This is a genomic window from Zooshikella ganghwensis (genome assembly GCF_018263875.1).
Lineage (GTDB): Bacteria > Pseudomonadota > Gammaproteobacteria > Pseudomonadales > Zooshikellaceae > Zooshikella > Zooshikella ganghwensis.
Map to the genome: position 1 here is coordinate 120168 of NZ_JAEVHG010000012.1, position 22806 is coordinate 142973.

Sequence of the window (22806 nt, forward strand, 5' to 3'; positions counted from 1 at the left end):
AGTGAATTAATCCTCTTGGCTCTCGGTTAGTGCGTTATCAATCGGCTGTTCATTTGATTCCTCTGATGGTGCCGTGTGTTTGTCTGTTGCTTGCTGGTTAGCTATAGCTTCAGTTGCGGCAAGAAAGCGCTCAATGGGTTTACAGAATTTAACATGAGTATCATTAATAATTTGGCAAAAGCCTCGTTTGCTCATCCATTCCAGTAAATTGGTGAGGTCTTGAGGGGCTGCCATATCAGCTTGGGTATACAAATCTTTAAAACATTCCTGGGTTTTTTCAAAAAGGCTTAATTCAATTTGTTGGTCTTGAATCATTGATGATGGATCAAAATTATTATCTTGTAAGTAATCAACTAACGTGAAAATCAGTAAAGCGATTTTTCTGGAAGTTGACATGCTATTGGAGGTAACACTGTCGGGGTAGCGAAAATAAAAAAATCCTTCAGCGTTATACACTAATTCGTAACCTAATAGGTTAAATAAAACTTCGTAACTAGCTGCGTGATTTTCTAGCTCTTTATATAACGCATAATGCTCTAGTGCATCGACAGCAATATGCACACCTTCTCTTAATTTCGTGTAGATCAGTTTGGCATTGGGCAATTGCTTAGTGAGTTGATCATCAAGCACAAGTGGGGCTGGTGTAATATCATTCATGAGAACTGTGTTCCAAACTGCGGCATTGCATATGAATGTGGTGAGTATTAGTTTCGTATTGGCTTTGTTGGCCGAGCATTATACTGAACTGCTCTGACTCATTCGTTAGCCGTATAAAGTACTCTAAAGCCAAGCGTGTATCTAACTCTGGGAAGTGAGTTAACAACCACGTCATACAATCATCAATAGGGGCATCATTAATAGCTTGTGCTTGTACCTGCTTAAAGGTGATCGGGATTTGGGCCGTTGCTGTATCATCTGGCACTTCAGGAATATCAACTGCTGGTGGTTCAAAGTCGGTTAGTTGTGATAGATAGGCCAAAATACTATGGTCGCTTTCCATAATGGAAGGGCGATTTCGGCCAATGAGCGCAACCTGATTAGGTGTTGTCGCATATTTAAACTTATGTTGACGTATTTCGGCAATAGCCATGGATGCGCCTCTTGCCAGAATGGAGTTACGGCGTTGGCGGCGATAAATGGGTTCGAGTAAGCGTTGGCAGCGGGCAATACTAAATCTTAAGCCAGAACGAAGGTCCAATAAGCGATAATGAAGTTTTTGTAGTTGACGTAAATGTTGGCAGCCCATTTTCTGTTGAACGTCATCCATGTATTGTAACAGTAGTGTTTCAGTTTGTTTTAAAGCCTGTTCATAGTCGCCTTGAGTATCCAGCATTTCAGTACTGGGCTGAATATAATGCTCCCAGGCATCCAGTGCTTGAGCATAACGGCCTTTGAGTGATTGGCTATCTGTTGCGGTATTCTTGGTGGTCTCAATGATACGCATAATGGCTTGTTCATTACGTTGTAACTGTCGGTGAACGCCACGAAAACGTCGATCTAATTGACTGATATAACGCTGCACTAATTGATTATCTTGAAAGGCAAAACTTTGACCTAAATTGCGTGTTAGTCTTGTTAACTCATGTATTTCCGCTTTTAGGGTTGCAGCTAAGGCAAGCTGCTCCTGGTCAGTCAGCAGCTCTATCATGTCCAGAATATAAGGGTTGAGATCAAATAAGTACTCTGCTCTGGGGACAGGTAATAAGACTTCTCGCTGTAAGAGGTCTGTTAATAAGGGTTGCAGGTTGTCGTACTGCTCCCAGTCATCGGTAGCAACACTTCGCGCTACATCCATGAAGTCGTGGGTATTGAAACTCATTGAGCCAAAGCGCTGATGTAAGGCGATGACTAAATCAATATGTCTCAGCAAATATTTCAAAAAATTCTTGACATAAAGCACTAGAAACTAGCCCCTGCAGATGAATCACGAGGGCATAATTTAGCAAAAATAGTGCGATGACAGTATAGGTAAGAGAGTCACTTCGATGAAAAATTATACAAACGGAAGTCTTTCACTATACTTCAGTAAGAGTGATAACCTTTGGAAAAATGAAGGTTTAATCTGGTTTTTCAGATAAGCACTTCTGCTCGACAGGAAGTTGTATGACTGAATCCCTATATTCTACAGCGGATGCTACTGCTACTTCGTTAGCTCACACCAGCGATTTAAATTATGTGACGCCTTTTTTACCTTATTTATTGACAGCAACCGATGATGGGATTGTGGTCATAAATATTAAAGGTGAAATCTTTTTTGTGAACTATCGTGCGAAAACACTGCTGGGGTGGCGGGCAGACTGTCAGTTAATCCAAAGTTATTGGTCAAAGTTACCTCAAACTCAGGAAGCATTTTCTACCTTTGTCTTGCATTATGCGCATCAGTCTCCAGCCCAATATGAGTTGACGGTGGATGATAGTGAGGGTAGGGAGCTGGTAATTTCATTACAGTTTGCCCAGCAAGAGATGTTTTTTTTGGTGATGGTCAAGGACTTGACTGAGCAAAAGCAGTCTGCTGAGTTGCTTTATGACCTTTCCCAGTTTGACTGTTTAACGCGGTTAGCCAATCGCTCTACTTTTCAAGAGTGTTTACATAAAGCTGTGGTGAGAGGTCAGCACTGGCAACGTAAACTGGCTTTGTTGCTGATTGATTTAGATCGATTTAAAAATATCAATGATACCTTAGGGCACAGTATTGGTGATGAGCTTTTACAACAAGTTGCTGTTAGGTTACAACAATGCGTTCGGCGTGGAGATACAGTTGCTCGACTGGGTGGAGATGAGTTTGCTGTTATTTTAGAAAATATTTATGACCAAAATGATGCTGCGCTTGTCGCTGACAAGATTATATCAGGTTTGGGTCAACCCTTTGAGCTGCAGGGTAGACAGTTATTTGTATCCGCCAGCATCGGTATTACTGTCATGGACAGCCTGCATGCTGATACAGAAACAATGATAAAACAAGCCGATATTGCTATGTATCGTGTTAAAGATCAGGGTAAAAATCATTACCAGTTTTATGACTCAAATATGAGTGCGTTGGCGGAGTATCGCATCCACCTTGAAACAAGCTTATATCGGGCATTACATGAGCACCAGTTATTGTTGCATTATCAACCACAAGTTGATGTACAAACAGGTGATATTATTGGCTTAGAAGCTTTAATACGTTGGCAGCACCCTCAAGAGGGGATTATAGGCCCTAATACTTTTATCCCTTTACTTGAGGAAACAGGGTTAATAATGCCTGTGGGGGAGTGGGCTTTGTATAGTGCCTGTGCTCAGCGTCAGCAATGGTATCAGCAACGTAATTTACCACCTTATACCAGTATTTCCGTTAATTTATCTGTACGTCAGTTGTTAAGTGGTAATATTGTCCACACGGTAAAAAAAGTATTAAGTGTCACTGGTTTAGCACCTCAACTCCTTGATTTAGAAATAACAGAAAGCATGTTAATGGAGGACATTAAATTTGCTATTCAAGAGTTAGGGCATTTAAAAAAACTGGGGGTGTCCATTAGTATGGATGACTTCGGAACAGGTTATTCTTCGTTAAGCTATCTAAAAAAACTGCCTATTGATACTGTTAAAATCGATCGCTCTTTTATTGAAGATTTACCGAATGACGTTGATGCCGCCAGCATTGTCCGTGCAATTATTGGATTAGCGCATAGCCTGGGGCTTAATGTCATTGCCGAAGGGGTGGAAAACGAGCGTGCTTTGGCTTTTCTTAAATCTTTAGGCTGTGATTATTGTCAGGGCTATTTATTTTCGCCACCATTGGTTGCTGATGAATTATTGATAAAATTTAATAAACTTAAACACCAGGCCTTTATTGAAAGTTCTCTTTCTACCTTTCATCATTATCATCCAACGTTTTTACAACATAGTTAGAAATAAACCTGCATATTTACTAAGGCTCGTTTTATGAGTCTTGACAGTTTGCTATTGAGTTTGTATATATGGATATGCGTATGTTGTTATTTTTGAAGATAAGGAGTTACAAACTTGCTCAATGTCGTTCAATTTTTTAAATGTCTATCTGATGAAACCCGAATGAACATCACCCTGTTAGTTCATCAACAACGTGAGCTTTGTGTTTGTGAGTTAGTGGCTGCAATGGATGTCAGCCAGCCCAAAATTTCAAGACATTTGGCACAACTTCGCAATTGCAACATATTAATCGATGAACGTCGTGGTCAATGGGTGTTTTATTCTCTGCATCCTTCTTTGCCTCGTTGGGTCACACCCATACTTGAGCAGGCTTGTGAGGCACAAGTGGATGTCTTAGGTAAATATCAGCACCAATTAAAAACTATGGAAAATCGACCTACTTGTTGAGCTAAATAGTTTGCAAGATTGTTTAGGTTACTGTGAACCTAAAAATGAATAACGTTGGGTATATGAATAGGAATCTGGGAATGCAGCTGCTCTATATTTGTACACATAATCGCTGTCGCAGTATTTTATGTGAGGCAATTACAAATCACTTTGCCCAAGGCCGAATAGTAGCTTATAGCGCAGGCAGTCAACCTGTTGGACATATTCATCCATTAACCCTTAACTATCTTCAGGCTCGGGGCATGAGTACGAAAGGGTTGCAGAGTCAATCTTGGGATGATTATGAGGTGAAAAAGCCCGAGGTGATTATTACTGTGTGTGATAGTGCAGCGAATGAGGTATGTCCAACCTGGTTTGGAGATGCCGTTAAAGTGCATTGGGGTTTACCAGACCCATCCAAGCTGAAAGGTGACGAGAACGCTCAAAAAGAAGCTTTTTTTACGGTAATGGATACCATTGAACAACGGGTGCAGAAAATGCTGGCATTAGATTTGGAAATGCTTTCGCCTTCAGCATTAAAAGAAGCACTACAGAGTATTGCGAAAGAGGTTTAATGTATGAGCTTTTTCGAACGCTTTCTTACACTGTGGGTGGGGCTTTGTATTTTTACTGGTGTGTTATTAGGTAATTTATTACCTAGCGTGTTTCAGTGGTTTGCGGCACTGGAAGTTGCACACGTAAATATACCCGTTGCGTTGTTTATTTGGGTAATGATTTATCCGATGATGATTCAGGTGGATTTCTCTTCGATTAAACATATTGGCAAAAAACCAAAAGGATTATTGCTAACGTTAGTGATTAACTGGCTTATTAAACCATTTACGATGGCTGCGTTAGGGTGGCTTTTTTTCCGTTTAATTTTTGCTAATTGGGTGACTCCCGAAACGGCGACTGAATATATTGCGGGAATGATTTTATTAGGTGTGGCACCGTGTACTGCAATGGTTTTTGTTTGGAGTCAACTGACCAAAGGTGATGCAAATTACACATTAGTACAGGTATCCGTTAATGACATTATTATGATCTTTGCCTTTGCACCAATCGCTGCATTTTTATTGGGGGTGAGTGATGTGACGGTGCCCTGGGAAACATTGATTTTATCTGTGGTTCTCTATGTGGTGATGCCACTTTTTGCAGGAATATTGACACGTAGCGTACTGGATGCAAAGGGTGATCATCGTCGTTTGAATCAATTTATTCATGGGCTTAAACCGGTATCAATTGTGGGTCTCTTGGCGACGGTAGTTTTACTCTTTGGCTTTCAGGCTGAAACAATTACCGAGCAACCACTAGCTATTGTATTAATTTCGATACCTTTGTTATTGCAAACCTATGGTATTTTTGCGATTGCTTATGGTGCTGCAAAAATCATAAAGCTTCCTCATAATATTGCTGCGCCCGCTTGTATGATTGGTACGTCTAATTTCTTTGAGTTAGCAGTGGCTGTAGCAATTTCGCTATTTGGTTTGCAGTCAGGTGCAGCACTGGCAACAGTAGTGGGTGTTTTGGTTGAAGTGCCTGTCATGCTTTCTTTAGTGGCATTTGCTAACAGAACACGCCACTGGTTTAACTATAGTGAAGTGGTTTCATAACAGTGATATTCAAATAGTGTTAACAGGTCCTAAGTAAATTTATCCCAGTCATTTATTTCAATAAGTGGCTGGGATTTTGTTAATTAATTTATCCTAAATATCAATCTTTATAGATAATTTATTTTTTTCGTTTTCTTTGACGTTTAATTCCAACATTTCAGCGGTGCCAAACGCTTGATAAATGTTTTTGGTTATCGTTGCTAATTGTTCGTTATAGGCCGCAATGGGTTCTCCCATGCCCATTTTGTCAACTACTGTACGGAAAGGGCGTGAGCCTGGTGTTTTTGCAATGACATCTGCTATGGCATCTGCGACTAATTGTGGGTTTTGAGCAGGGTTTGCGGCTAATGCTTGCTCAAACCCTTCCAGTGCTGCCTGAGGTGCTGCTGCCATGTCACCATAATGCTGTAAGCGTACTGTATCTGAAGGTTTGACGAGTCGATCAATAAACTCGGTTGGGAAGCCGCCTGGTTCAACAATAGTGACATCTATACCAAACTTTGACAGCTCAGTTCGATAGTTTTCGGATAATGCTTCAACGGCCCACTTAGAGGCATTATATGGACCATAAAAAGGGATTGTCATCCGGCCTAAGATACTTGAAACATTCAGGATCAAACCTGAGTGGCGTTGATGAAAGTGAGGTAATATCGCACGAATCATTCTATTTAAGCCAAATACGTTTATCTCAAAGACTGACTTAATGTCATCAGTAGTAAATGCTTCTTGTAACCCAAGTACTCCAACACCTGCATTATTCACCAGCACATCAAGATGACCCGCTAGTTTGATGGCCTCAGTGATGCCGGTAGTGACGCTTTCTTCATTGGTGACATCAATATCAACAACCATTCCTCCTAGTTGCTTAATCTCATGAGCAGTTTGTGCATTTCGGTGGTTAGGGTCACGCATTGAGGCAACGACATGATGACCTTGTTGTAAAAGAAGTTTGGTTGTTAATAAACCAAATCCACTATTTGCACCAGTGATTAAGATGTTTTGTTGTTTGCTCATGAGACCTCTCCAATCGTTTGTTACTGTTTAAATTATGTTCAGTAGTTTAATATTTTTGTATATCAGAACAATGTGAGGTTTTTGAACTTATGATTCTCAAACTGAGAACAATGAGCTTCATGGAGTTAATCATTTTTGTTGAGGTAGTTCGGTGTGGAGGGATCACGGCGGCAAGCCAAAAGCTGGGTATTGCAAAATCGGCTGTGAGCAGTCAGTTAAGTAAGTTGGAAGACAGGCTTGGGTTAAAGCTCTTGGAAAGAAGTTCCCGAAGAATAGCTGTAACGATTGAAGGTAAGCAACTCTTGCCAAAAATAGAATCGTTGATTGCAGAGGGTGAGTTACTCTTCCAACAAGCTGAATTACAAAGTAGTGAGCCCAGTGGTCAGGTAAGTGTGGCACTTACACCAGATTTTGGGCAGCGTGTGGTGGCTAGTTTTTTTCCTTATGTTACTCAGCGATACCCTAAAATTAGCCTGATCTGTAAATTCAATTACCAGTTTGAAGATATGCAGGATACTGCTTTTGATTTAGGGGTAAGAATTGGGACGATCAATGATGAAAATCTAGTCGCACATAAACTGGGTGAGTTTCGGCGAGTGCTGGTTGCAAGTGAACAATATCTTGAGCATCACCCCATTAATGATATTGAAGATTTAAAAAAAGTAAACTGCTTGATTTTTTCAAGTCGTCATAACAGTCGTATATGGTCACTGGTTTCCGCTGAAGATGAAGAGCGGAAAATTACATTAGATGTGAGTGGCGATATTGCGGCTCAAAGTTTTAAAGCATTGGTCGATCTATGTGTAGCCCATCATGGGGTGGTCTATGTACCCGCTTTTTTGGTGAAAGATCACATCAGTAAAAGGCAATTAAGGCATATATTGCCCCAGTGGCACAGTAACTTGATGCGTGTTTATCTGGTATATAGATTTGGCGCAGATAAAGTTCATCGGGTCAAAGCGGTGATAGACTCTGCTAAGACCTATTTGCCAGGACTCCTTAAATAAGCAATGATGCAACAATAAGACTCATGTCGCCTTCGAAAAAAAATAGTATCGCTAATGAATTTCCTGGCTTAACTGGTTATGCTATCTGTGACATCTAAATCGATTATATGTACAGGTGATGATGAACCAAATAGGATACATGAAACAGAACGTATTTATTGCTTTACTGCTGCTAGCCTCTTTTATGATAACCAGTGGTTGTGCCCAACAACCCGCTAACAAAGAGCAAGGTTTTGCACAAATACAAGAGACGTATAACCAACGTGCTTTAGCGTCTTTGGGTAAGCAATACAGAGAGTTACAGCAGATTCCAGGGCATTTTCAAGGTGGAGAATGGGATCCTCGGGTTGATGAGTGGATGGGGGAAAAACATCGGATTATGCAGGCGCTGCATTATCAGTTAAAGCAAAAATACTCTACGGTGCCTGAAATAAGAAAGCTATTGGGTGAGCCAAACTGGGAAGTGACCAAAGGCCATTTGTTTTTCAATGAACTGAATACTGACTGCAAAGATGATCAAGTCACCCAGTATGATGTTTTTTTCTGGCGTGGTCAGGTCGACTTTTTATATTTTGGTGCTGATGGTTTAAATGTGCTGTGCCTTGGATGGTGGCATGCTGGTGAATAGTTATTTATCAGTAACCATGAATTCACGATCAAGTGTTTTATATGTTACAAGAGCTATAAGTGGTATGTATATACCCAATACGAATGGTTTTTAGGTTCGGCCATCAAGTGACGAAGCCCCATGAGCCTATATTAATAGGTGATTGGGGTGAGGAGTGAAGATAACAAAACCTAGAAATCATTCGTGAAGGGTATAAGTGCTTGAATGTGGATGCTATACGATAATAAATAGCCACTTGTGTTGGCTATAAATATAAATAATGGAGTGAAGATGAGTCATAAGGACATGAGTAAAGGACGTTCTTTTCTTTCGCATTTTTCGTTAAAAAATACTGTGGCGATTGCTGTATTATCTGCAACGACATGGACAGGAGGTGTGGTATTTGCACATACTGCGTCCTCACATCAGCCACTGGTGCCGTTTGATCAAAAAACACAAGTTTACAAGGCGTATTTTCCTTCTGAGCAGATTGCTCGGCAAGTCGTGAAAAGCATGAACACTTTTTCTTCTCATTATGAGCAAGGTTATTTAATAGTACCTGGTGACAGCCAGCAGTTGAATAAGCTTATTGGCTTAGGGTTTAAGTTGGAGGCAGTCACTGCAAAAGACAGTGGCTTAAATTTGGCTCCTGCTGCAGTAATGGATGAATGGGCTGATCATATTCCAGGTTATAGTTGTTACCCGACAGTAGAAGCAACCTTTAAGGAAGCAAAAGCGTTAGCTGAAGAGTATCCGAGACTGGCTGAATGGATTGATATAGGCGACTCATGGCGTAAAACTCAGCAGCGTGGCGGTTATGACATGATGGTGTTAAAACTGACTCGCAACAATAGCTTAGAAGATAAGCCGAAATTATTTATTAATAGTGCCATTCATGCGCGAGAATATGCAACAGCGCCTTTAGCATTGGCGTTTGCCAAAAACTTGCTAACGGGCTATGGCAGTGATGCAGATGCTACGTGGATACTGGATCATCATGAAGTGCACTTATTACTGCAAGCAAATCCCGATGGTCGTAAACAAGCAGAAAAAGGGGTGTTATGGCGCAAAAATGTTAATGACCTTAATAGTTGCTATAACCCACTTAAGCAAGGCATTGATTTAAATCGTAACTTTACTTTTGGCTGGGGTTCAACCACGGATGGCTCTAGCGGTGACATATGCTCACAGGTTTATCGCGGTGAGGCACCAGGTTCAGAACCTGAAGTTCAAGCGTTGCAAAACTATGTTAGAAGCCTGTATCCAGATCGCCGAGGACCCGAGCGGAATGATCCAGCGCCATTAGATACGAGTGGGATACACCTTGATATTCATAGCCATGGGCGACTGATACTTTGGCCATGGGGCACAAAAGGCGATCCAGCACCGAACCATTCACAGCTACAGACCCTTGGACGAAAATTCGCCTATTTTAATAGCTACTCACCTGAAAGGTCATTAGGTTTATATGAAACTGATGGGACCAGTGATGGTATTAGTTATGGCGAGCTCGGTGTTGCTGCATTTACCTTTGAGTTAGGTACAGAGTTTTTTGAATCATGCCATTATTTCGAACAAAAAATAGTACCCGACAATATGCAGGCATTACGCTATGCTGCAAAAGTCGTACGAGCGCCTTACCAACTGCCAGCAGGGCCTGAAGTATATAGTGTTACTATCAGTAATCAGGACTCAGTGCCTGCGGGTACCTGGTTGACGTTATCTGCCATCGCGGATGATAGTCGTTTTAGTCATCGCAATGGTGCTGAGCCGGTACAGACGATTACCGCTGCAGAATATTATCTTGATATTCCACCTTGGCAGGAAGGCGCTGAACGCCATCCAATGCAGTCGGTGTCGGGTGACTTTAATTTAGAACAGCAAGCCATAAAAGGCATTGTTGATACTCGCAACTTGTCGTCAGGTAAGCATATGGCTTATATCCGGGCGATGGATAGTGAAGGAAGGTGGGGACCAGTAACGGCTGTATTTTTCTCTATTCAGTAAAGTCGCAAGTGGTTGTTCATGATACTGATAAGGGCACTGTAAAGAGTGCCCTTACCGGTGGTGACTGAATATTGTATTAAGGGAACCTCTAAATATTCAGTTTAAAAAAGGTGGAGAGGATCAGTATTGTAGCTTACTAAAATATTTTTGACTTGCTGATAATTTTGCAGTGCCATTTTATGTGTTTCTCTACCAACCCCTGACTTCTTATATCCCCCAAATGCGGCATGAGCTGGGTACATATGGTAGCAGTTTACCCAAACTCTTCCAGCTTGTATTTTTCGAGCGACCCATTGTGCTCGATTAATATCACGGGTCCAAACGCCAGCACCTAAGCCGTAGGGTACATCGTTGGCAATATTGATGGCTTCTTCCTCAGTTTTAAAGGTGGTGACACCAATGGTTGGGCCGAATATTTCTTCTTGAAAAACACGCATTGAGTTTTCGCCCCGAAGAATTGTGGGCTGTACATAGTAGCCTGTTTTTAAGGTTTCTGGCACTTGGGCACGTTGACCACCAAAAAGAATGTGAGCACCTTCCTTACGACCTATTTCTATATAGCCCATAATTTTATTTAGCTGCTCTAATGAAACCTGTGCTCCTACCATTGTTTCAGTATCCAAGGGGTTACCTTGTTTTATGGTTTTAGCCCGATTAAGTACATGCTCCATAAAAGTGTCATAAATAGATTCATGTACTAAGGCGCGAGAAGGGCAGGTACATACTTCACCTTGGTTAAAGAACGCTAATAAAAGCCCTTCGACACACTTATCTAAATAAGAAGGTTCTTGTTGTAGAATATCTGCGAAGTAAATATTAGGTGACTTGCCCCCTAACTCAACCGTACAAGGAATAATATTCTTGGCGGCAGACTGATAGACTTCGCATCCCACTTCGGTTGAGCCAGTGAAGGCTAACTTTGCAATACGAGGACTTGAAGCCAGGGCTTTACCTGCTTCATGTCCAAAGCCATTAACCACATTGACAACACCGGGTGGGATGATGTCTTCCAAAATTTCCATTAATAGTAAAATGGAAACAGGTGTTTGTTCTGCGGGTTTTAGTACGACACAGTTGCCTGCAGCTAATGCAGGTGCCAGTTTCCAGGCAGCCATTAATAAGGGGAAGTTCCAGGGAATAATTTGACCAACCACGCCTAGAGGTTCATGAAAGTGATAGGATGTTGTGGTGGCATCTATTTCAGCCAAAGCGCTGTCATCAGCCCGAATACAACCTGCAAAATAACGGAAGTGATCAATAACAAGCGGTATATCGGCATTAATTGTTTCACGTATAGGTTTACCATTATCCCAGGTTTCTGCAATGGCGAGTTTTTCAGCAAACTGTTCTATACGGTCAGCAATTTGTAATAAAACCTGTGCTCTATAGGCTGCAGGTTTTGCTCCCCATTCAGGTGCTGCTTGATGGGCGGCATCAAGTGCTACCTCAATATCATCTGCGGTTGAGCGAGGAATTTCACAATAGGCTTCACCTGTTACAGGTGTTTTATTTTCAAAAAAATTGCCTTTTTTCGGTGTGACCCACTCACCATTAATGAAGTTAGCATAGCGAGATTTGAAAAAAAGCTTGGCCCCATCTTGGCCTGGCGGGGTGTAGATCATTTTTGACTCCCTAGTTCACACGTGTTTTTATTGTTAGTTGCTTAGCAGTTGTATTTTTATTTAAATAGTTTTATTTATCAGCTATTTCAGTAAAAGATACATTTTTATAAAAAAGCTAGACCTATTACTTCAACTCAATGACGGTATTATTATTTAATCTCTTTACTGTAGAAATATTAATGAGTGGATCACTAATTATTAATTTAAATTGATTTTTGTTATCTACTTTTTCAAGACTTAATCTTTAGCGGTAGTGGTTATGCTCACAGATCTAAGGCTATAAGATTTCAGTTTGAAAAGAGTGCTTTTCATACCACTATTGTCTAACGTTTTATCGCGAAATACAGTCTAATGCATAACGAGTCAGGTTTTCAAATTACATAGGGAAAACGAACAGATGTTGTTATGCTCATAACGGATAAGTGAATGTACGGTTGATTCATAAAGGCTTTAAAAACAATATATTAGCGTTTGCTTGTAACGTATAGTTTACGATCAACATTGAGGAGGAAACGCGTCAAGTAATTTCACCTGTGGCGATGGTTGTGTATAAGTTAACCAATAGCACTGCATTTTTAACGCTCAAATATAGCCAGATCAATGAGGCATTATAATGACAAAAACGAGCAACTATACAGCAAAATCGCCAGAACCAGATGGTTTTATTGTTTATAGTGATGATGAGCATGCCATTTGGTCTCAATTAATCAATCGTCAGTTGAACTGTATTCAAGGCAAAGCTTGTGATCAATATATAGCTGGCTTGGCTAAGTTGCAATTACCAAAGGATCGTATACCTCAATTAGCTGAAATTAATGAAGTGTTAATAAAAGAAACAGGTTGGCGTGTTGCACGTGTACCTGCGTTAATTTCATTCGATAAGTTTTTTAGCCTTCTTGCCAATAAACAGTTTCCTGTTGCCACTTTTATACGAACTTGGGATGAGTTAGATTATTTACAGGAACCAGATATATTCCATGAGGTTTTTGGTCATTGTCCACTGTTAACCAACCCTGCATTTGCTCAATTTACTCACCTTTATGGGCAGCTGGGCTATAAAGCCAGTAAGCAGGATAGGGTATTTTTGGCGCGTCTGTATTGGTTTACCGTTGAGTTTGGTTTATTACATTTGCAAAATGAGTGGCGTATTTATGGTGGCGGAATTTTATCATCTCCTGGAGAAACACAGTATGCTATTGATAGTGAGACGCCAGAACGCAAACCATTTGATATTTTGGAAGTGTTAAGAACACCCTACCGTATAGATATTATGCAACCAATTTATTTTTATTTAGAAAGTGTTGAGCAGCTTTACGATATTTGTCATTTAGATATCATGTCTTATATTAATAAAGCGAAAACAATGGGGTTGTTGCCTCCTAAGTATCCTCCAAAGGTTCCTCAGCAAGCATGTTAGGGATTTGACAAGGCCATAGGGTACACTCACTGTATAATCAAAGGTACTCACTATTAATACAGTAGATGTGACCTATATGTGCTAGTTAAGCTAAATTATAAAGTGTAACGAGTAAATTTTAATCTAATAACAAGGATTTTATCTTTATGAGTAGTTTGTCTTCATTAAAATGTGAAGCTTGCCAAGCAGGTGCACCTAAGGTAACTGAAGAAGAGTTACCAAAACTATTAGCTGAAATTCCTGAGTGGAATATAGAGGTGCGTGATGGCATCATGCAGCTTGAGCGTGTTTATTCATTTAAAAATTTCAAACAAGCATTGGCGTTTACAAACAGCGTGGGGGAGATTGCTGAGGAAGTATTTCATCATCCCAGCATACTCACTGAGTGGGGGAAAGTGACAGTGACTTGGTGGACTCATAAGATTAAAGGCCTGCATAAGAATGATTTTATAATGGCAGCAAAGACTGATGAGTTACTTGTTTAGTATTTAATGTACTTTCTTTTCTAAAAGTTTAGCTGTGAAGAGACTACAGATATAGTTTATTCACAGCTAATGTATCTATACCCTTCACGAATCATTTTTATGTGCGCTATCCATAGCGCTCACCCTAACGAGCCAGCGAAGCTGTTCTAATGTGTTCCCGACACATTAGTAGGGTTTGTTGTCAGCCCTCTTGACCTAAGGATGGTGGAAATGCAGTTTATGCATAATGACATGGATGTCATATAGTAGAGCAATGCAGGCGCTATTGCCGAGGAGCATTTAACGGCCACCTCAGTCACTTATTAATATAACTGCCCAGCAGCGCTGTTATATCAATTAAAGTGGCTACCGCAAGTTTCACAGCAGTAAACTTGCCCAGGGGCTTCATCGCTTGACGGCCGCCTTTAGAAATCATTCGTGAAGGGTATAGCATATTACTTACACAATTATTAGCTACTGCATTATCTTCTACATTAAAAATGGTCTTTATAGGGTACGTGTAATATGATGGCATGAACGATGAAAAAGCAATAATAACATTAAATGGTAAGGGAAATGCGTCTGGAAATACTGTGCCAAGATCGCTTGGGAATTGCGCAAGAAGTGTTAAATATATTGGCGCTACATCAAATCAGTTTGCGTGGTATTGAAGTCGATTTGGTTGGAATTATCTACTTAAACTTGCCTGACTTGGCTTTTACTGAGCTACAGAAGTTACTGCCTGAAATAAGACATATCAAGGGGGTAACGGATGTGCGAACTATACCATTTATGCCAAGTGAACGAGAACATTATGAGTTGTCAACACTGCTACAAACGTTACCTGACCCTGTAATTTCTGTTGATATAAAAGGTAGCATTATTATTGTGAATGAGTCGGGGTTACGAGTATTAGGGGGGGCTTTAGAAGAAGTACGCCAGACTCCAATAAGCCAGTGGCTTCAGGGGTTTAACTTTAGCCGATGGATTCAGCAGTCTGAACACTGGCCTATGAGTATTCCAGTTAAAGTACAGGGAGATGCCTATTTAGCTGATATTTTGCCCATACATGTACCTAACGACCAGCAAGACCAGACTTTAGTGGGTGTGGTAATCTGTCTAAAGTCTGCAGATCGATTAGGTAAGCAAATTCACGCTTTGCAACAGGTTGAGTCCTCACTGTTTTCTGAGATATTAGCGGTTGATACAGAGATGAGGCGTATTGTAAAACAAGCTAAGAAGTTTGCTGGGATGGATGCACCATTGCAGATCTTAGGTGAAACAGGCACGGGTAAGGAATTGCTGGCGAGGGCCTGTCACAGTTTTAGTGTAAGAGCGGAAAAGCCCTTTTTAGTGCTAAATTGTGCATCACTGCCTGATAATGTTGCTGAAACTGAACTATTCGGTTATGTAGAGCGAGTAACAGGTCAAGAAAAGCCTATTATTAAGCATGGAATGTTGGAACAAGCGGATGGAGGAACTATTTTTCTTGATGAAATAGGTGAAATGTCATCACACTTACAGATAAAATTTTTGCGGTTTTTGCAAGATGGCACATTTAGGCGAGTAGGGGATGATAAAGAAGTTAAAGTCAATATAAGAGTCATTTGCAGTACACAAAAAAATCTACCACAGTTGTGTCAGGAAGGACTATTTAGAGAAGATTTATTTTATCGGCTCAATGTATTGATTATACATCTACCCCCCTTGAGAGAGAGAAGAAAAGATATTATTCCTCTAGCTGAGATGTTTATAAGGCGATACGCCAGCCAGCAAACAAAAGTTCCCCCTAAATTGTCGAAGGCTGCTATTAATTTAATGTTGCAGTATCCATGGCCTGGTAATATAAGGCAATTGGAGCATACTATATTGCGTGCTATTACGGTTTTGGAAAAAGGTGATATTCGCCCAGAACATATGCAGCTACCTTCGTACGCAGACCGAGTGGGTTACTTAAGTACATCTTTTGAAGGAACTCTAGAAGAATCAGTCAAAAACTTTGAAAAGCAACTTTTAACACACTTGTACCCTGCATACCCAAGCTCGCGTCAGCTCGCAAAAAAACTGGGAGTCTCACATACCGCAATCGCTAGAAAACTACGTGATTATGGAATTACTAAAAATAGTCAATAATTATTAACGTTATGAAAAATACACCCAAAGTAAAGGGGGTACTGTTTTTTTCTGGTGAATTAATAAAACAGTTAAAAGTATAGACTATGAATAAAATAATTTGTGAGCAATATATACTAAAGTATCATATATCCCTGAAAAAGTTCATGCTAATATTCTCTGAAAAAGTGGAATGCGTTACCTATTAGTATTTTACTTTTGTTATAAGCAGCACGCTACCATGAACTACTATTCTATGTAGATATTCAACACATAAAAATGAATATACTCAAAACGAAGGGTTTTTAGGGGCGGCCGTCAAGCGATGAAGCCCCCGGAGCTTATATTAATAAGTGACTGGGGTGGCAGTTAAATGCTCCTGCATAAACTGCATTCCCACCATCCTTGGTGGTCAAGAGCGCTGACAACAAACCCTAAAAATGATTCGTGAAGGGTATAGTATACAAATAACAGGGAATGTTATGAATAAAACATATACAGTTGATGAAATGGCTGACATTATTGTCAGTTACTCCAATAAAGTATTGGCCGACAGTCTTTTTTTTAAAGACTTAGCTGGAGGTGTAATTTCTGTTGCAGATTTGCGCTATATTTTTATGCAGTATGAATACTGGCGTAATATATTTCATGAGTGGTTTGGTTTATGTATACTGAAGAGCGGTGATGCCTCACACCCTTATGTATCTCATACGGTTCAAGCTTTGGCACATCATGTGATGGTTGAAATGAAAGAAAACCATACTTTGATGTACCAACGATTTATTGAGCAGCTAGGGCATTCAACTGAACCTAGAGAGCCTGAGAGTCATGCTACTCGTAAATACAAATCACACTTTTTAAATGTTTTTGGTACAAGCGATACTAACTTTGTGGAATCAGTTGCAGCGTTATCTGCGAGAGAGTTATTTGCATCAATTCGAAATACTTATGTTAAAAAAGCACTGAAAGCTTATTATGGTATTGACAAGTCACCATGGTGGGATATTCACGAGCACCTTGAGTTAGAGCACTTTCAGGATACATTCAGCCCACTTAAACAAGAACTAGAAGGTAAAAAACGCTACGCAACCCTCATGCGCTTTATGACAAATGAAATTGATGCTCATGTTCAGTACTGGGATGAGTTATATCAAGAAGTGCAGATGATTAGCTGTACGAGCCAGCAACAAAAAATGGCAAGTTAATGAGCAATGAAATTACGATAGGTGCAGGTTTTTCACTATACTCTAGCCTTATGTGGGGAGCAACAGGAATATGGATTAGTTATTTAAGTAACTTATCATTAGGTACTATTTTATTTTATCGTTTTCTTATTTCGTTGCTTATTACCAGTATTATTATATATTTAACTTCGCAGACGCTTTCTTTAACAAAACGAGCTGTGTGTTGTGGTGCGGCACTTTGTTGTTACTATACATTCGCAACCACAGCTTTTTTGTTAGCGAACATGGTTGATGTAGCCCTTATTATAAGTACTACTCCTGTTTTTATAATAGGATTTGAGTTTTTTAAGGGGGTTAAGCCCTCACTAAATAAATGTGTAGGGGCTATCTCAGCACTTTTAGGTTCAACACTGGTAATTGTAGGATCTGCTACGATAGATCAATCGGCTGTTAATGATGATAGCCATGTGCTGGTCGGCTTAATATGTGCGTTGGGTGCAGCTATTACAATGGCTGTTTTTTCATTGATGAGTGCATCAAAAACAGTGAATGCCACAAGTGTAAATTTTTGGTCATATTTACTTGGTCTTGGTTTATTATTAAGTTGGAGCGTGTCAGCGTCAGAACTTCAAAGTCCTGATGTCCATCAGGCAGGTTTATTATTTGCTTTAGTACTATTTTCGACTATTTCAGCAGGTATGGCTTATAAGTATGCATGTCAGCTTGCTGGACCATCTACGGCAGCTATTGTACGCTTGAGTACGCCTATGTTTGCTGTGCTATTATCTTTTCTAATACTGGATCGAGGATTATCTTTAACCCATTTTATTGGTGCACCTTTTATTTTAATGGGTGTTTACTGGGTACTTCACTCATAGCAAAACTTTATTCTCCACTATTACTACTAACTAAGTCTTTTTGTAATGTAAAAGCAATGCATTATTTCTATAATAGCTTTGATTTTAAGTGATAGCTGAGCTGATTTAATATGAAGGATGTATTTTGTGACTAAAATTATAATTATAAAGTAAATATTCGATACTATTTATCTCGGACCCACATCTCAACTTTTCCGCTACCTCCATATTTATAGGGTGAGTGAACGTTCCAATAAAAATAACCAGGTTTGTTTGATATAAAAGAGGCTTTATCATTTGAGCCTTTAGTTTTAGTATTTAAGATTGGTTTCCAATAACAGTCGTTCGCTTGACAGGTTTTGATAAAGAGTGACATATTCATTTCAGTTAAGTCTGGTCCTCTCATAATTGCAAAGTGGTTATGACTAGCAGACGCAAAGTAGGTAGGTAAATTAACATAGTCACCTGGTCCAGTTAACGTTTATGTATAGTGGCTACAAAGACCGCATTCTTTTGCTGGGTCGCTGGGATCAGGATCAGATGGATCAGTTGAACCTGTATATTGTTCAATCCAAGGTTTAAAGTTTGCTATACGTGCGTATACACCTGGTCTGTTTGGTAATGCACAACCGGAACCAAAGCTTACGATACCAACTTGGTAAACAGTATCGTTATTCTTGACAAATAAAGGGCCTCCGGAATCACCTTGACATGAATCTTTACCACCTTCAGGTAAACCTGCACAAATATTCGAATCAATACCTCCTACATTACGGCACTTTCGCTTTGAGGTTATGGGAATATTGACTTTTTGAAGTATATTTTGGTTGCCTGTGCCTTTCGTATCACCCCAGCCAATCACAGTGGTATACATACCTTCATTTGCATACAATGATGTTATTGCTTCATTTGCTAGACTTAGCGAAGTGAATTGAGTGGGAATATCGCTTGTAAGCTCTAATAATGCTACATCATTGTATGTATAGTAGTCATCATATTGTGGATGAACGATCTGTCGTTTAACACGAATAACCGTTGTACCTTGATTACTATATTTAAAGTGTTTTCCAACAACTATAGAGTGAATAGAATAGTTTGCTACACAATGCGCTGCTGTTAATATAAATCTTCTGGAAACTACGGATCCTCCACAAAAATGAGAACCATTATATATTTGTAGTGAAGCCATGAATGGAAATTCGCCGCGGATGGCATCAACACCACCTACAATTTGATGATTTTCAGGAAGGATAGTATAAGTACTGTTTTCATTTTTATTTGTTGTGCTGGCATTTACTAACACAGTTGCTGTTAACAGTAAAAAGCTAATTAAATAAGCATGCATAATGTACCCTCTATTTGAATGTGGTTGTAGCTAATATGCTTCTCTGAGTTGTATATTGCTCTATCCATGATTTAAAATTAGCGACTCGAGCATATACTCCGGGGCGATTTGGTTGGGCACAACCGGATCCGAAGCTAACAATACCGACTTGATAGAAGCCATTATTAGTTTTTATAAATAAGGGTCCACCGGAGTCACCTTGACAGGAATCTTTACCACCTTGTGGAAGTCCGGCGCAAATATTTGAATAAATGCCTCCGGCATTCTGACATATACGTGTAGATGTAATTGGCACATCTACTTTTTGTAAAACATAGGGATTACCTGTTCCCTGAGTATCTCCCCAACCAATAACAGTAGTATACATACCTTGCCCTGCGTAGGTTGATGTAATATATTCATTGGCAAGTTGAATAGGCTTGTACTTGTAAGGAATATCATTTTCAAGTTCTAATAAGGCAACATCATTATATAAGTAGTAGGCATCATATTGAGGGTGAACTATCTGTCGTTTTACCCGAATAGTTGTAGCACCATTATTATTGTATGTTGCGTGCTTACCTACAACAATAGATTGAACTGAATAGCTTGCTACACAGTGTGCTGCAGTGAGAATATATCGGCTAGATATAACAGACCCACCACAAAAGTGGTTATTATTATAAATTTGTAGGGAAACCATGAAGGGAAATTCGCCACGAATAGCATCTTCACCACCCACGATTTTTCTATTTTCGGGTTGGGTATTAATGATAATACTGTTAGGATTAGCTGAGGAATAGGAGTTAAGGTTGAATAAACAAAGAATGGATAATAATTTTAGTGATCTTGTTAGCATAGTCTAATCCTCCTTGACTAGAGTGTGCTGAACTATTTAGTTTATCGAACTCATATACCCTTCGCTGTGGGTATATATTGCTTCGTTTTGTGGCTTTCTTTAGTAGATATAGTTTCTTATGTAGATGAATAGCTTGCTTTAATATTATGCAATAAAGATATCGCTACATTTTATAATAGATGTTTAATGTGTGTTTTGTATTGTTATTTTGGTTAATATTTGATTGTAGGTTTCTTTGTGTGTGAAAGTACTTTTTACTGCATCATTTTTTAAATGATAGTAGATACATTGATAGGGAGTATTGTGTGATATCTAAATAGTGGCTATTAAACTCTTCATGAAGTTTTGCTGGTTTTGAAAAATGATAGCCAGCGAAAAGAGATATCCAATGATAGAAGTGATAAATAAGTTGATATTTTGTTCGTTTTTTGTGAAATGGTATTGTGATTATAGATAGAAAAATGCTGAAAAAATGCTGGAAAATATCTATAATAAATTCTAATATTATAGAATTTATATGACATTTTACCAAAATTTTATGATACTGTGTGTACATGATAGATAACCCTTTCTGTAAATAAGGAAATACACGATCTCCAAAGCTATCCAAATAAAGCATAGATAAACCTTCGTTAAGTCCAGCAGCTTGATGGTTCGCAAACTCTTCAATCGTACTCGATGATAATTGAATTAATGCTTGAGGATGCTTGCCAAAACAAAGTGGCCAAATTAAGAAGCTTGGTTTAATTTGCATGACAATATATTCCCACTTCATTAGATATTCTAAAGATGACGCATTCGTATTAATACGCTTTTTATAATGGTTTGGAATGTCTGATGACTCAATTTTCTTAGTGAAATTGTCCATCCAGACTGTCAAAGCATTAACTATATTGGAAAAGTTGATAAAGACATTGTCAGGCATATTCTCTTTGGCAATATCTATTAGTTCTTTTTCTCTTGTATACCATTGATCAGATTTTCTCTTGATGGCGTTATATTGTTCCATTTTATATTCCTTTATTTTTGAACGATGCTTGTTGTAATAGATGTTTTAAGTTGATTTTGTTTTTACTTGAGGTTTCAAATTATCTTGTTTGTTAAGTAATGATGACCTGAGGGCCACCTTTTGGTGCAAAAAAAACATTTTCATAAAAAGGTGTTGTATTATGGTTGGTTAAGTTTAAATTTGTGTAAGTTAAAACTGTTGTAATAATTAGTTTGATTTCAAGCTCCGCTAAATGAATGCCAATACAACGACGAGATCCACCACCAAAAGGATTCCAATGATAAGGTAGTGGTTTTTTTCCTAGAAATCGTTCTGGTTTAAAAGAGTTTGGATTTGAATAGTATTCGGGATTTATATGAACTAAGTATGAGCAACAAGCAAGCATAGTACCTTTGGGAAGTGTGTAGCCTCCAATGAAGAAGTCATCTTGAACTAGACGGACTCCTGTAGTGGGAATGATTGTTTGAATTCTCAAAGCTTCTTTTATTACTGCTTCTAAATAAATGAGATCTGAAATGTTATAACTTGAAATACTGCCATCGTCTAAGACTGAGAGTAATTCCTCTGTAATTTTTTGGTATACTTTAGGTGTGCTAAGAATATAAAAAAGGGTCCAACTCAACATAATAGCTGTCGTACCAAACCCCGCTTCAAGAAGAGTAAGTAACTCATCACAAATAATTTCTTCATTTAACTCATTAGCGTCATTATTTTTTTGAGTAAGAAGAATGTTTAGAATGCTATTAGTTTGATTGCTAGGCTGTTTACTTTGCTCTTTGATATGTTTAAGTAATAATTTTTTAATGTTATTAAATATTTTTTCAATTTCAGTTTGTGGTGTTTGAATTTGCTCAAACTTAATAATTTCAGAGAGTTTATGTTTGAAAGCTGCATTCACTTCAAGCCCAAATAGAATATTTATGATTATATCAATCGTAATGTATTGCATTTTGTAATACAATGAAAAGGGGGCTTGTAAAGGCCACTGTGAAATGTGTTTTTTGGTGATGTTTACAATCATTGGAATATGAGTGTTTATATAGTCAGGTAAAAAAGGAGTAAGTATCTTTTTTCTTCTTGCTTTGTGAGGGCATCCATCAATACCTAATAATCCGTGGCGAGGTAGTGTATAACCAAACATTAGGGCGTTTGCTTCACCTGCTTTTAGTAGATGTGAGTTGGCTATAAACATCTGTTTAAATAAATAAGGTCTAGCCAAAAAGACCCACTTTCCTGTGGCATTAAATTGGTTATTGTTGAAAGTGCCCATATTTAAGGTAAAGATATCACCATAATCCTGTTGGCACTGGAGTAAAAAAGAGTAGGGGTTCTTATAATAAATTTTGTGTAGATGAGTTTCAGGGAGATTAGGGCCTGGTGGTAAGGACATTAG

Annotated in this window: 20 protein-coding genes; 12 read left to right on the forward strand and 8 right to left on the reverse strand. The window is 39.0% G+C overall.

Features of this window, described 5'->3' with window-relative positions:
- Positions 1–6 precede the first annotated feature (6 nt).
- On the reverse strand, positions 7–657 hold the full coding sequence (locus KHS79_RS16535; RefSeq protein WP_094786721.1) for a chromosome partition protein MukE: 651 nt from the start codon (positions 655–657) through the stop codon (positions 7–9).
- Positions 650–1879 carry a pseudouridine synthase family protein gene (locus KHS79_RS16540; RefSeq protein ID WP_212720407.1) on the reverse strand — a complete coding sequence of 410 codons (1230 nt, stop codon included), beginning with the start codon at positions 1877–1879 and terminating at the stop codon, positions 650–652. The genes KHS79_RS16535 and KHS79_RS16540 overlap by 8 nt, the downstream gene beginning before the upstream one ends.
- Positions 1880–2103: 224 nt before the next feature.
- Here KHS79_RS16540 and KHS79_RS16545 point away from each other — a divergent pair, with 224 nt between their 5' ends.
- From KHS79_RS16545 to arsB, 4 genes are all read left to right on the forward strand, one after another.
- Positions 2104–3891 (forward strand): sensor domain-containing protein, encoded by a 1788-nt coding sequence (locus KHS79_RS16545; RefSeq protein ID WP_212720409.1) that lies wholly within the window; start codon positions 2104–2106, stop codon positions 3889–3891.
- A gap of 114 nt (positions 3892–4005) precedes the next feature.
- The gene (locus KHS79_RS16550) at positions 4006–4338 is read left to right on the forward strand and encodes a metalloregulator ArsR/SmtB family transcription factor (protein ID WP_212720411.1); all 333 of its coding nucleotides are present in this window, start codon (positions 4006–4008) and stop codon (positions 4336–4338) included.
- Positions 4339–4418: 80 nt separating this feature from the next.
- Positions 4419–4892, forward strand: coding sequence for an arsenate reductase ArsC (locus KHS79_RS16555; RefSeq protein ID WP_212720412.1), 474 nt, complete (start codon positions 4419–4421; stop codon positions 4890–4892).
- Positions 4893–4895: 3 nt separating this feature from the next.
- A complete protein-coding gene (gene arsB / locus KHS79_RS16560; protein ID WP_212720413.1) occupies positions 4896–5930 on the forward strand; it encodes an ACR3 family arsenite efflux transporter in 1035 nt (344 codons plus the stop codon).
- Between the two features lie 93 nt (positions 5931–6023).
- Here the strand turns inward: arsB and KHS79_RS16565 are convergent, their stop codons facing one another.
- Entirely contained in the window at positions 6024–6944 is a 921-nt protein-coding gene (locus KHS79_RS16565) for an SDR family oxidoreductase (protein ID WP_212720414.1), read from the reverse strand.
- 119 nt (positions 6945–7063) lie between these two features.
- Here KHS79_RS16565 and KHS79_RS16570 point away from each other — a divergent pair, with 119 nt between their 5' ends.
- From KHS79_RS16570 to KHS79_RS16580, 3 genes are all read left to right on the forward strand, one after another.
- Positions 7064–7951 (forward strand): LysR family transcriptional regulator, encoded by an 888-nt coding sequence (locus tag KHS79_RS16570; protein WP_212720415.1) that lies wholly within the window; start codon positions 7064–7066, stop codon positions 7949–7951.
- Positions 7952–8090: 139 nt separating this feature from the next.
- The gene (locus KHS79_RS16575) at positions 8091–8579 is read left to right on the forward strand and encodes a hypothetical protein (protein WP_027709782.1); all 489 of its coding nucleotides are present in this window, start codon (positions 8091–8093) and stop codon (positions 8577–8579) included.
- A gap of 270 nt (positions 8580–8849) precedes the next feature.
- Positions 8850–10565, forward strand: a complete 1716-nt coding sequence (locus tag KHS79_RS16580; protein ID WP_212720416.1) for a M14 family metallopeptidase — start codon at positions 8850–8852, stop codon at positions 10563–10565.
- A 101-nt stretch (positions 10566–10666) separates the two neighbouring features.
- Here KHS79_RS16580 and KHS79_RS16585 read toward each other — a convergent pair whose 3' ends face one another.
- Entirely contained in the window at positions 10667–12187 is a 1521-nt protein-coding gene (locus KHS79_RS16585) for an aldehyde dehydrogenase family protein (protein ID WP_212720417.1), read from the reverse strand.
- Positions 12188–12800: 613 nt separating this feature from the next.
- On the opposite strand from KHS79_RS16585, the gene phhA reads away from it, so the two are divergent.
- The 5 genes from phhA to KHS79_RS16610 all read left to right on the forward strand — a co-directional run bounded on the left by phhA (position 12801) and on the right by KHS79_RS16610 (position 18242).
- Positions 12801–13604, forward strand: coding sequence for a phenylalanine 4-monooxygenase (phhA, locus tag KHS79_RS16590; RefSeq protein WP_212720419.1), 804 nt, complete (start codon positions 12801–12803; stop codon positions 13602–13604).
- Positions 13605–13750: 146 nt separating this feature from the next.
- Positions 13751–14089 (forward strand): 4a-hydroxytetrahydrobiopterin dehydratase, encoded by a 339-nt coding sequence (locus KHS79_RS16595; protein WP_027709785.1) that lies wholly within the window; start codon positions 13751–13753, stop codon positions 14087–14089.
- Positions 14090–14644: 555 nt separating this feature from the next.
- The gene (gene tyrR / locus KHS79_RS16600; protein ID WP_212720421.1) at positions 14645–16201 is read left to right on the forward strand and encodes a transcriptional regulator TyrR; all 1557 of its coding nucleotides are present in this window, start codon (positions 14645–14647) and stop codon (positions 16199–16201) included.
- 461 nt (positions 16202–16662) lie between these two features.
- Entirely contained in the window at positions 16663–17385 is a 723-nt protein-coding gene (locus KHS79_RS16605) for an iron-containing redox enzyme family protein (RefSeq protein ID WP_212720424.1), read from the forward strand.
- Complete coding sequence (locus KHS79_RS16610; protein WP_212720425.1) at positions 17385–18242, forward strand: DMT family transporter; 858 nt, start codon at positions 17385–17387, stop codon at positions 18240–18242. The genes KHS79_RS16605 and KHS79_RS16610 overlap by 1 nt, the downstream gene beginning before the upstream one ends.
- A 460-nt stretch (positions 18243–18702) precedes the next feature.
- Here KHS79_RS16610 and KHS79_RS16615 read toward each other — a convergent pair whose 3' ends face one another.
- From KHS79_RS16615 to KHS79_RS16630, 4 genes are all read right to left on the reverse strand, one after another.
- On the reverse strand, positions 18703–19566 hold the full coding sequence (locus KHS79_RS16615) for a serine protease (protein ID WP_212720426.1): 864 nt from the start codon (positions 19564–19566) through the stop codon (positions 18703–18705).
- 10 nt (positions 19567–19576) lie between these two features.
- Entirely contained in the window at positions 19577–20404 is an 828-nt protein-coding gene (locus tag KHS79_RS16620; protein WP_212720427.1) for a serine protease, read from the reverse strand.
- Positions 20405–20666: 262 nt separating this feature from the next.
- Positions 20667–21413 (reverse strand): hypothetical protein, encoded by a 747-nt coding sequence (locus KHS79_RS16625; RefSeq protein ID WP_212720428.1) that lies wholly within the window; start codon positions 21411–21413, stop codon positions 20667–20669.
- Positions 21414–21504: 91 nt separating this feature from the next.
- On the reverse strand, positions 21505–22803 hold the full coding sequence (locus KHS79_RS16630; protein WP_212720429.1) for a cytochrome P450: 1299 nt from the start codon (positions 22801–22803) through the stop codon (positions 21505–21507).
- Between the last annotated feature and the right edge of the window lie 3 nt (positions 22804–22806).

Coding starts and splice junctions, on each gene's coding strand:
- KHS79_RS16535 (WP_094786721.1), bottom strand. CDS start 657: ATGAATGATATTACACCAGCCCCACTTGTGCTTGATGATCAACTCACT.
- KHS79_RS16545 (WP_212720409.1), top strand. CDS start 2,104: ATGACTGAATCCCTATATTCTACAGCGGATGCTACTGCTACTTCGTTA.
- KHS79_RS16555 (WP_212720412.1), top strand. CDS start 4,419: ATGCAGCTGCTCTATATTTGTACACATAATCGCTGTCGCAGTATTTTA.
- arsB (WP_212720413.1), top strand. CDS start 4,896: ATGAGCTTTTTCGAACGCTTTCTTACACTGTGGGTGGGGCTTTGTATT.
- KHS79_RS16565 (WP_212720414.1), bottom strand. CDS start 6,944: ATGAGCAAACAACAAAACATCTTAATCACTGGTGCAAATAGTGGATTT.
- KHS79_RS16570 (WP_212720415.1), top strand. CDS start 7,064: ATGGAGTTAATCATTTTTGTTGAGGTAGTTCGGTGTGGAGGGATCACG.
- KHS79_RS16575 (WP_027709782.1), top strand. CDS start 8,091: ATGAAACAGAACGTATTTATTGCTTTACTGCTGCTAGCCTCTTTTATG.
- KHS79_RS16580 (WP_212720416.1), top strand. CDS start 8,850: ATGAGTCATAAGGACATGAGTAAAGGACGTTCTTTTCTTTCGCATTTT.
- KHS79_RS16585 (WP_212720417.1), bottom strand. CDS start 12,187: ATGATCTACACCCCGCCAGGCCAAGATGGGGCCAAGCTTTTTTTCAAA.
- phhA (WP_212720419.1), top strand. CDS start 12,801: ATGACAAAAACGAGCAACTATACAGCAAAATCGCCAGAACCAGATGGT.
- KHS79_RS16595 (WP_027709785.1), top strand. CDS start 13,751: ATGAGTAGTTTGTCTTCATTAAAATGTGAAGCTTGCCAAGCAGGTGCA.
- tyrR (WP_212720421.1), top strand. CDS start 14,645: ATGCGTCTGGAAATACTGTGCCAAGATCGCTTGGGAATTGCGCAAGAA.
- KHS79_RS16605 (WP_212720424.1), top strand. CDS start 16,663: ATGAATAAAACATATACAGTTGATGAAATGGCTGACATTATTGTCAGT.
- KHS79_RS16610 (WP_212720425.1), top strand. CDS start 17,385: ATGAGCAATGAAATTACGATAGGTGCAGGTTTTTCACTATACTCTAGC.
- KHS79_RS16615 (WP_212720426.1), bottom strand. CDS start 19,566: ATGCATGCTTATTTAATTAGCTTTTTACTGTTAACAGCAACTGTGTTA.
- KHS79_RS16620 (WP_212720427.1), bottom strand. CDS start 20,404: ATGCTAACAAGATCACTAAAATTATTATCCATTCTTTGTTTATTCAAC.
- KHS79_RS16625 (WP_212720428.1), bottom strand. CDS start 21,413: ATGGAACAATATAACGCCATCAAGAGAAAATCTGATCAATGGTATACA.
- KHS79_RS16630 (WP_212720429.1), bottom strand. CDS start 22,803: ATGTCCTTACCACCAGGCCCTAATCTCCCTGAAACTCATCTACACAAA.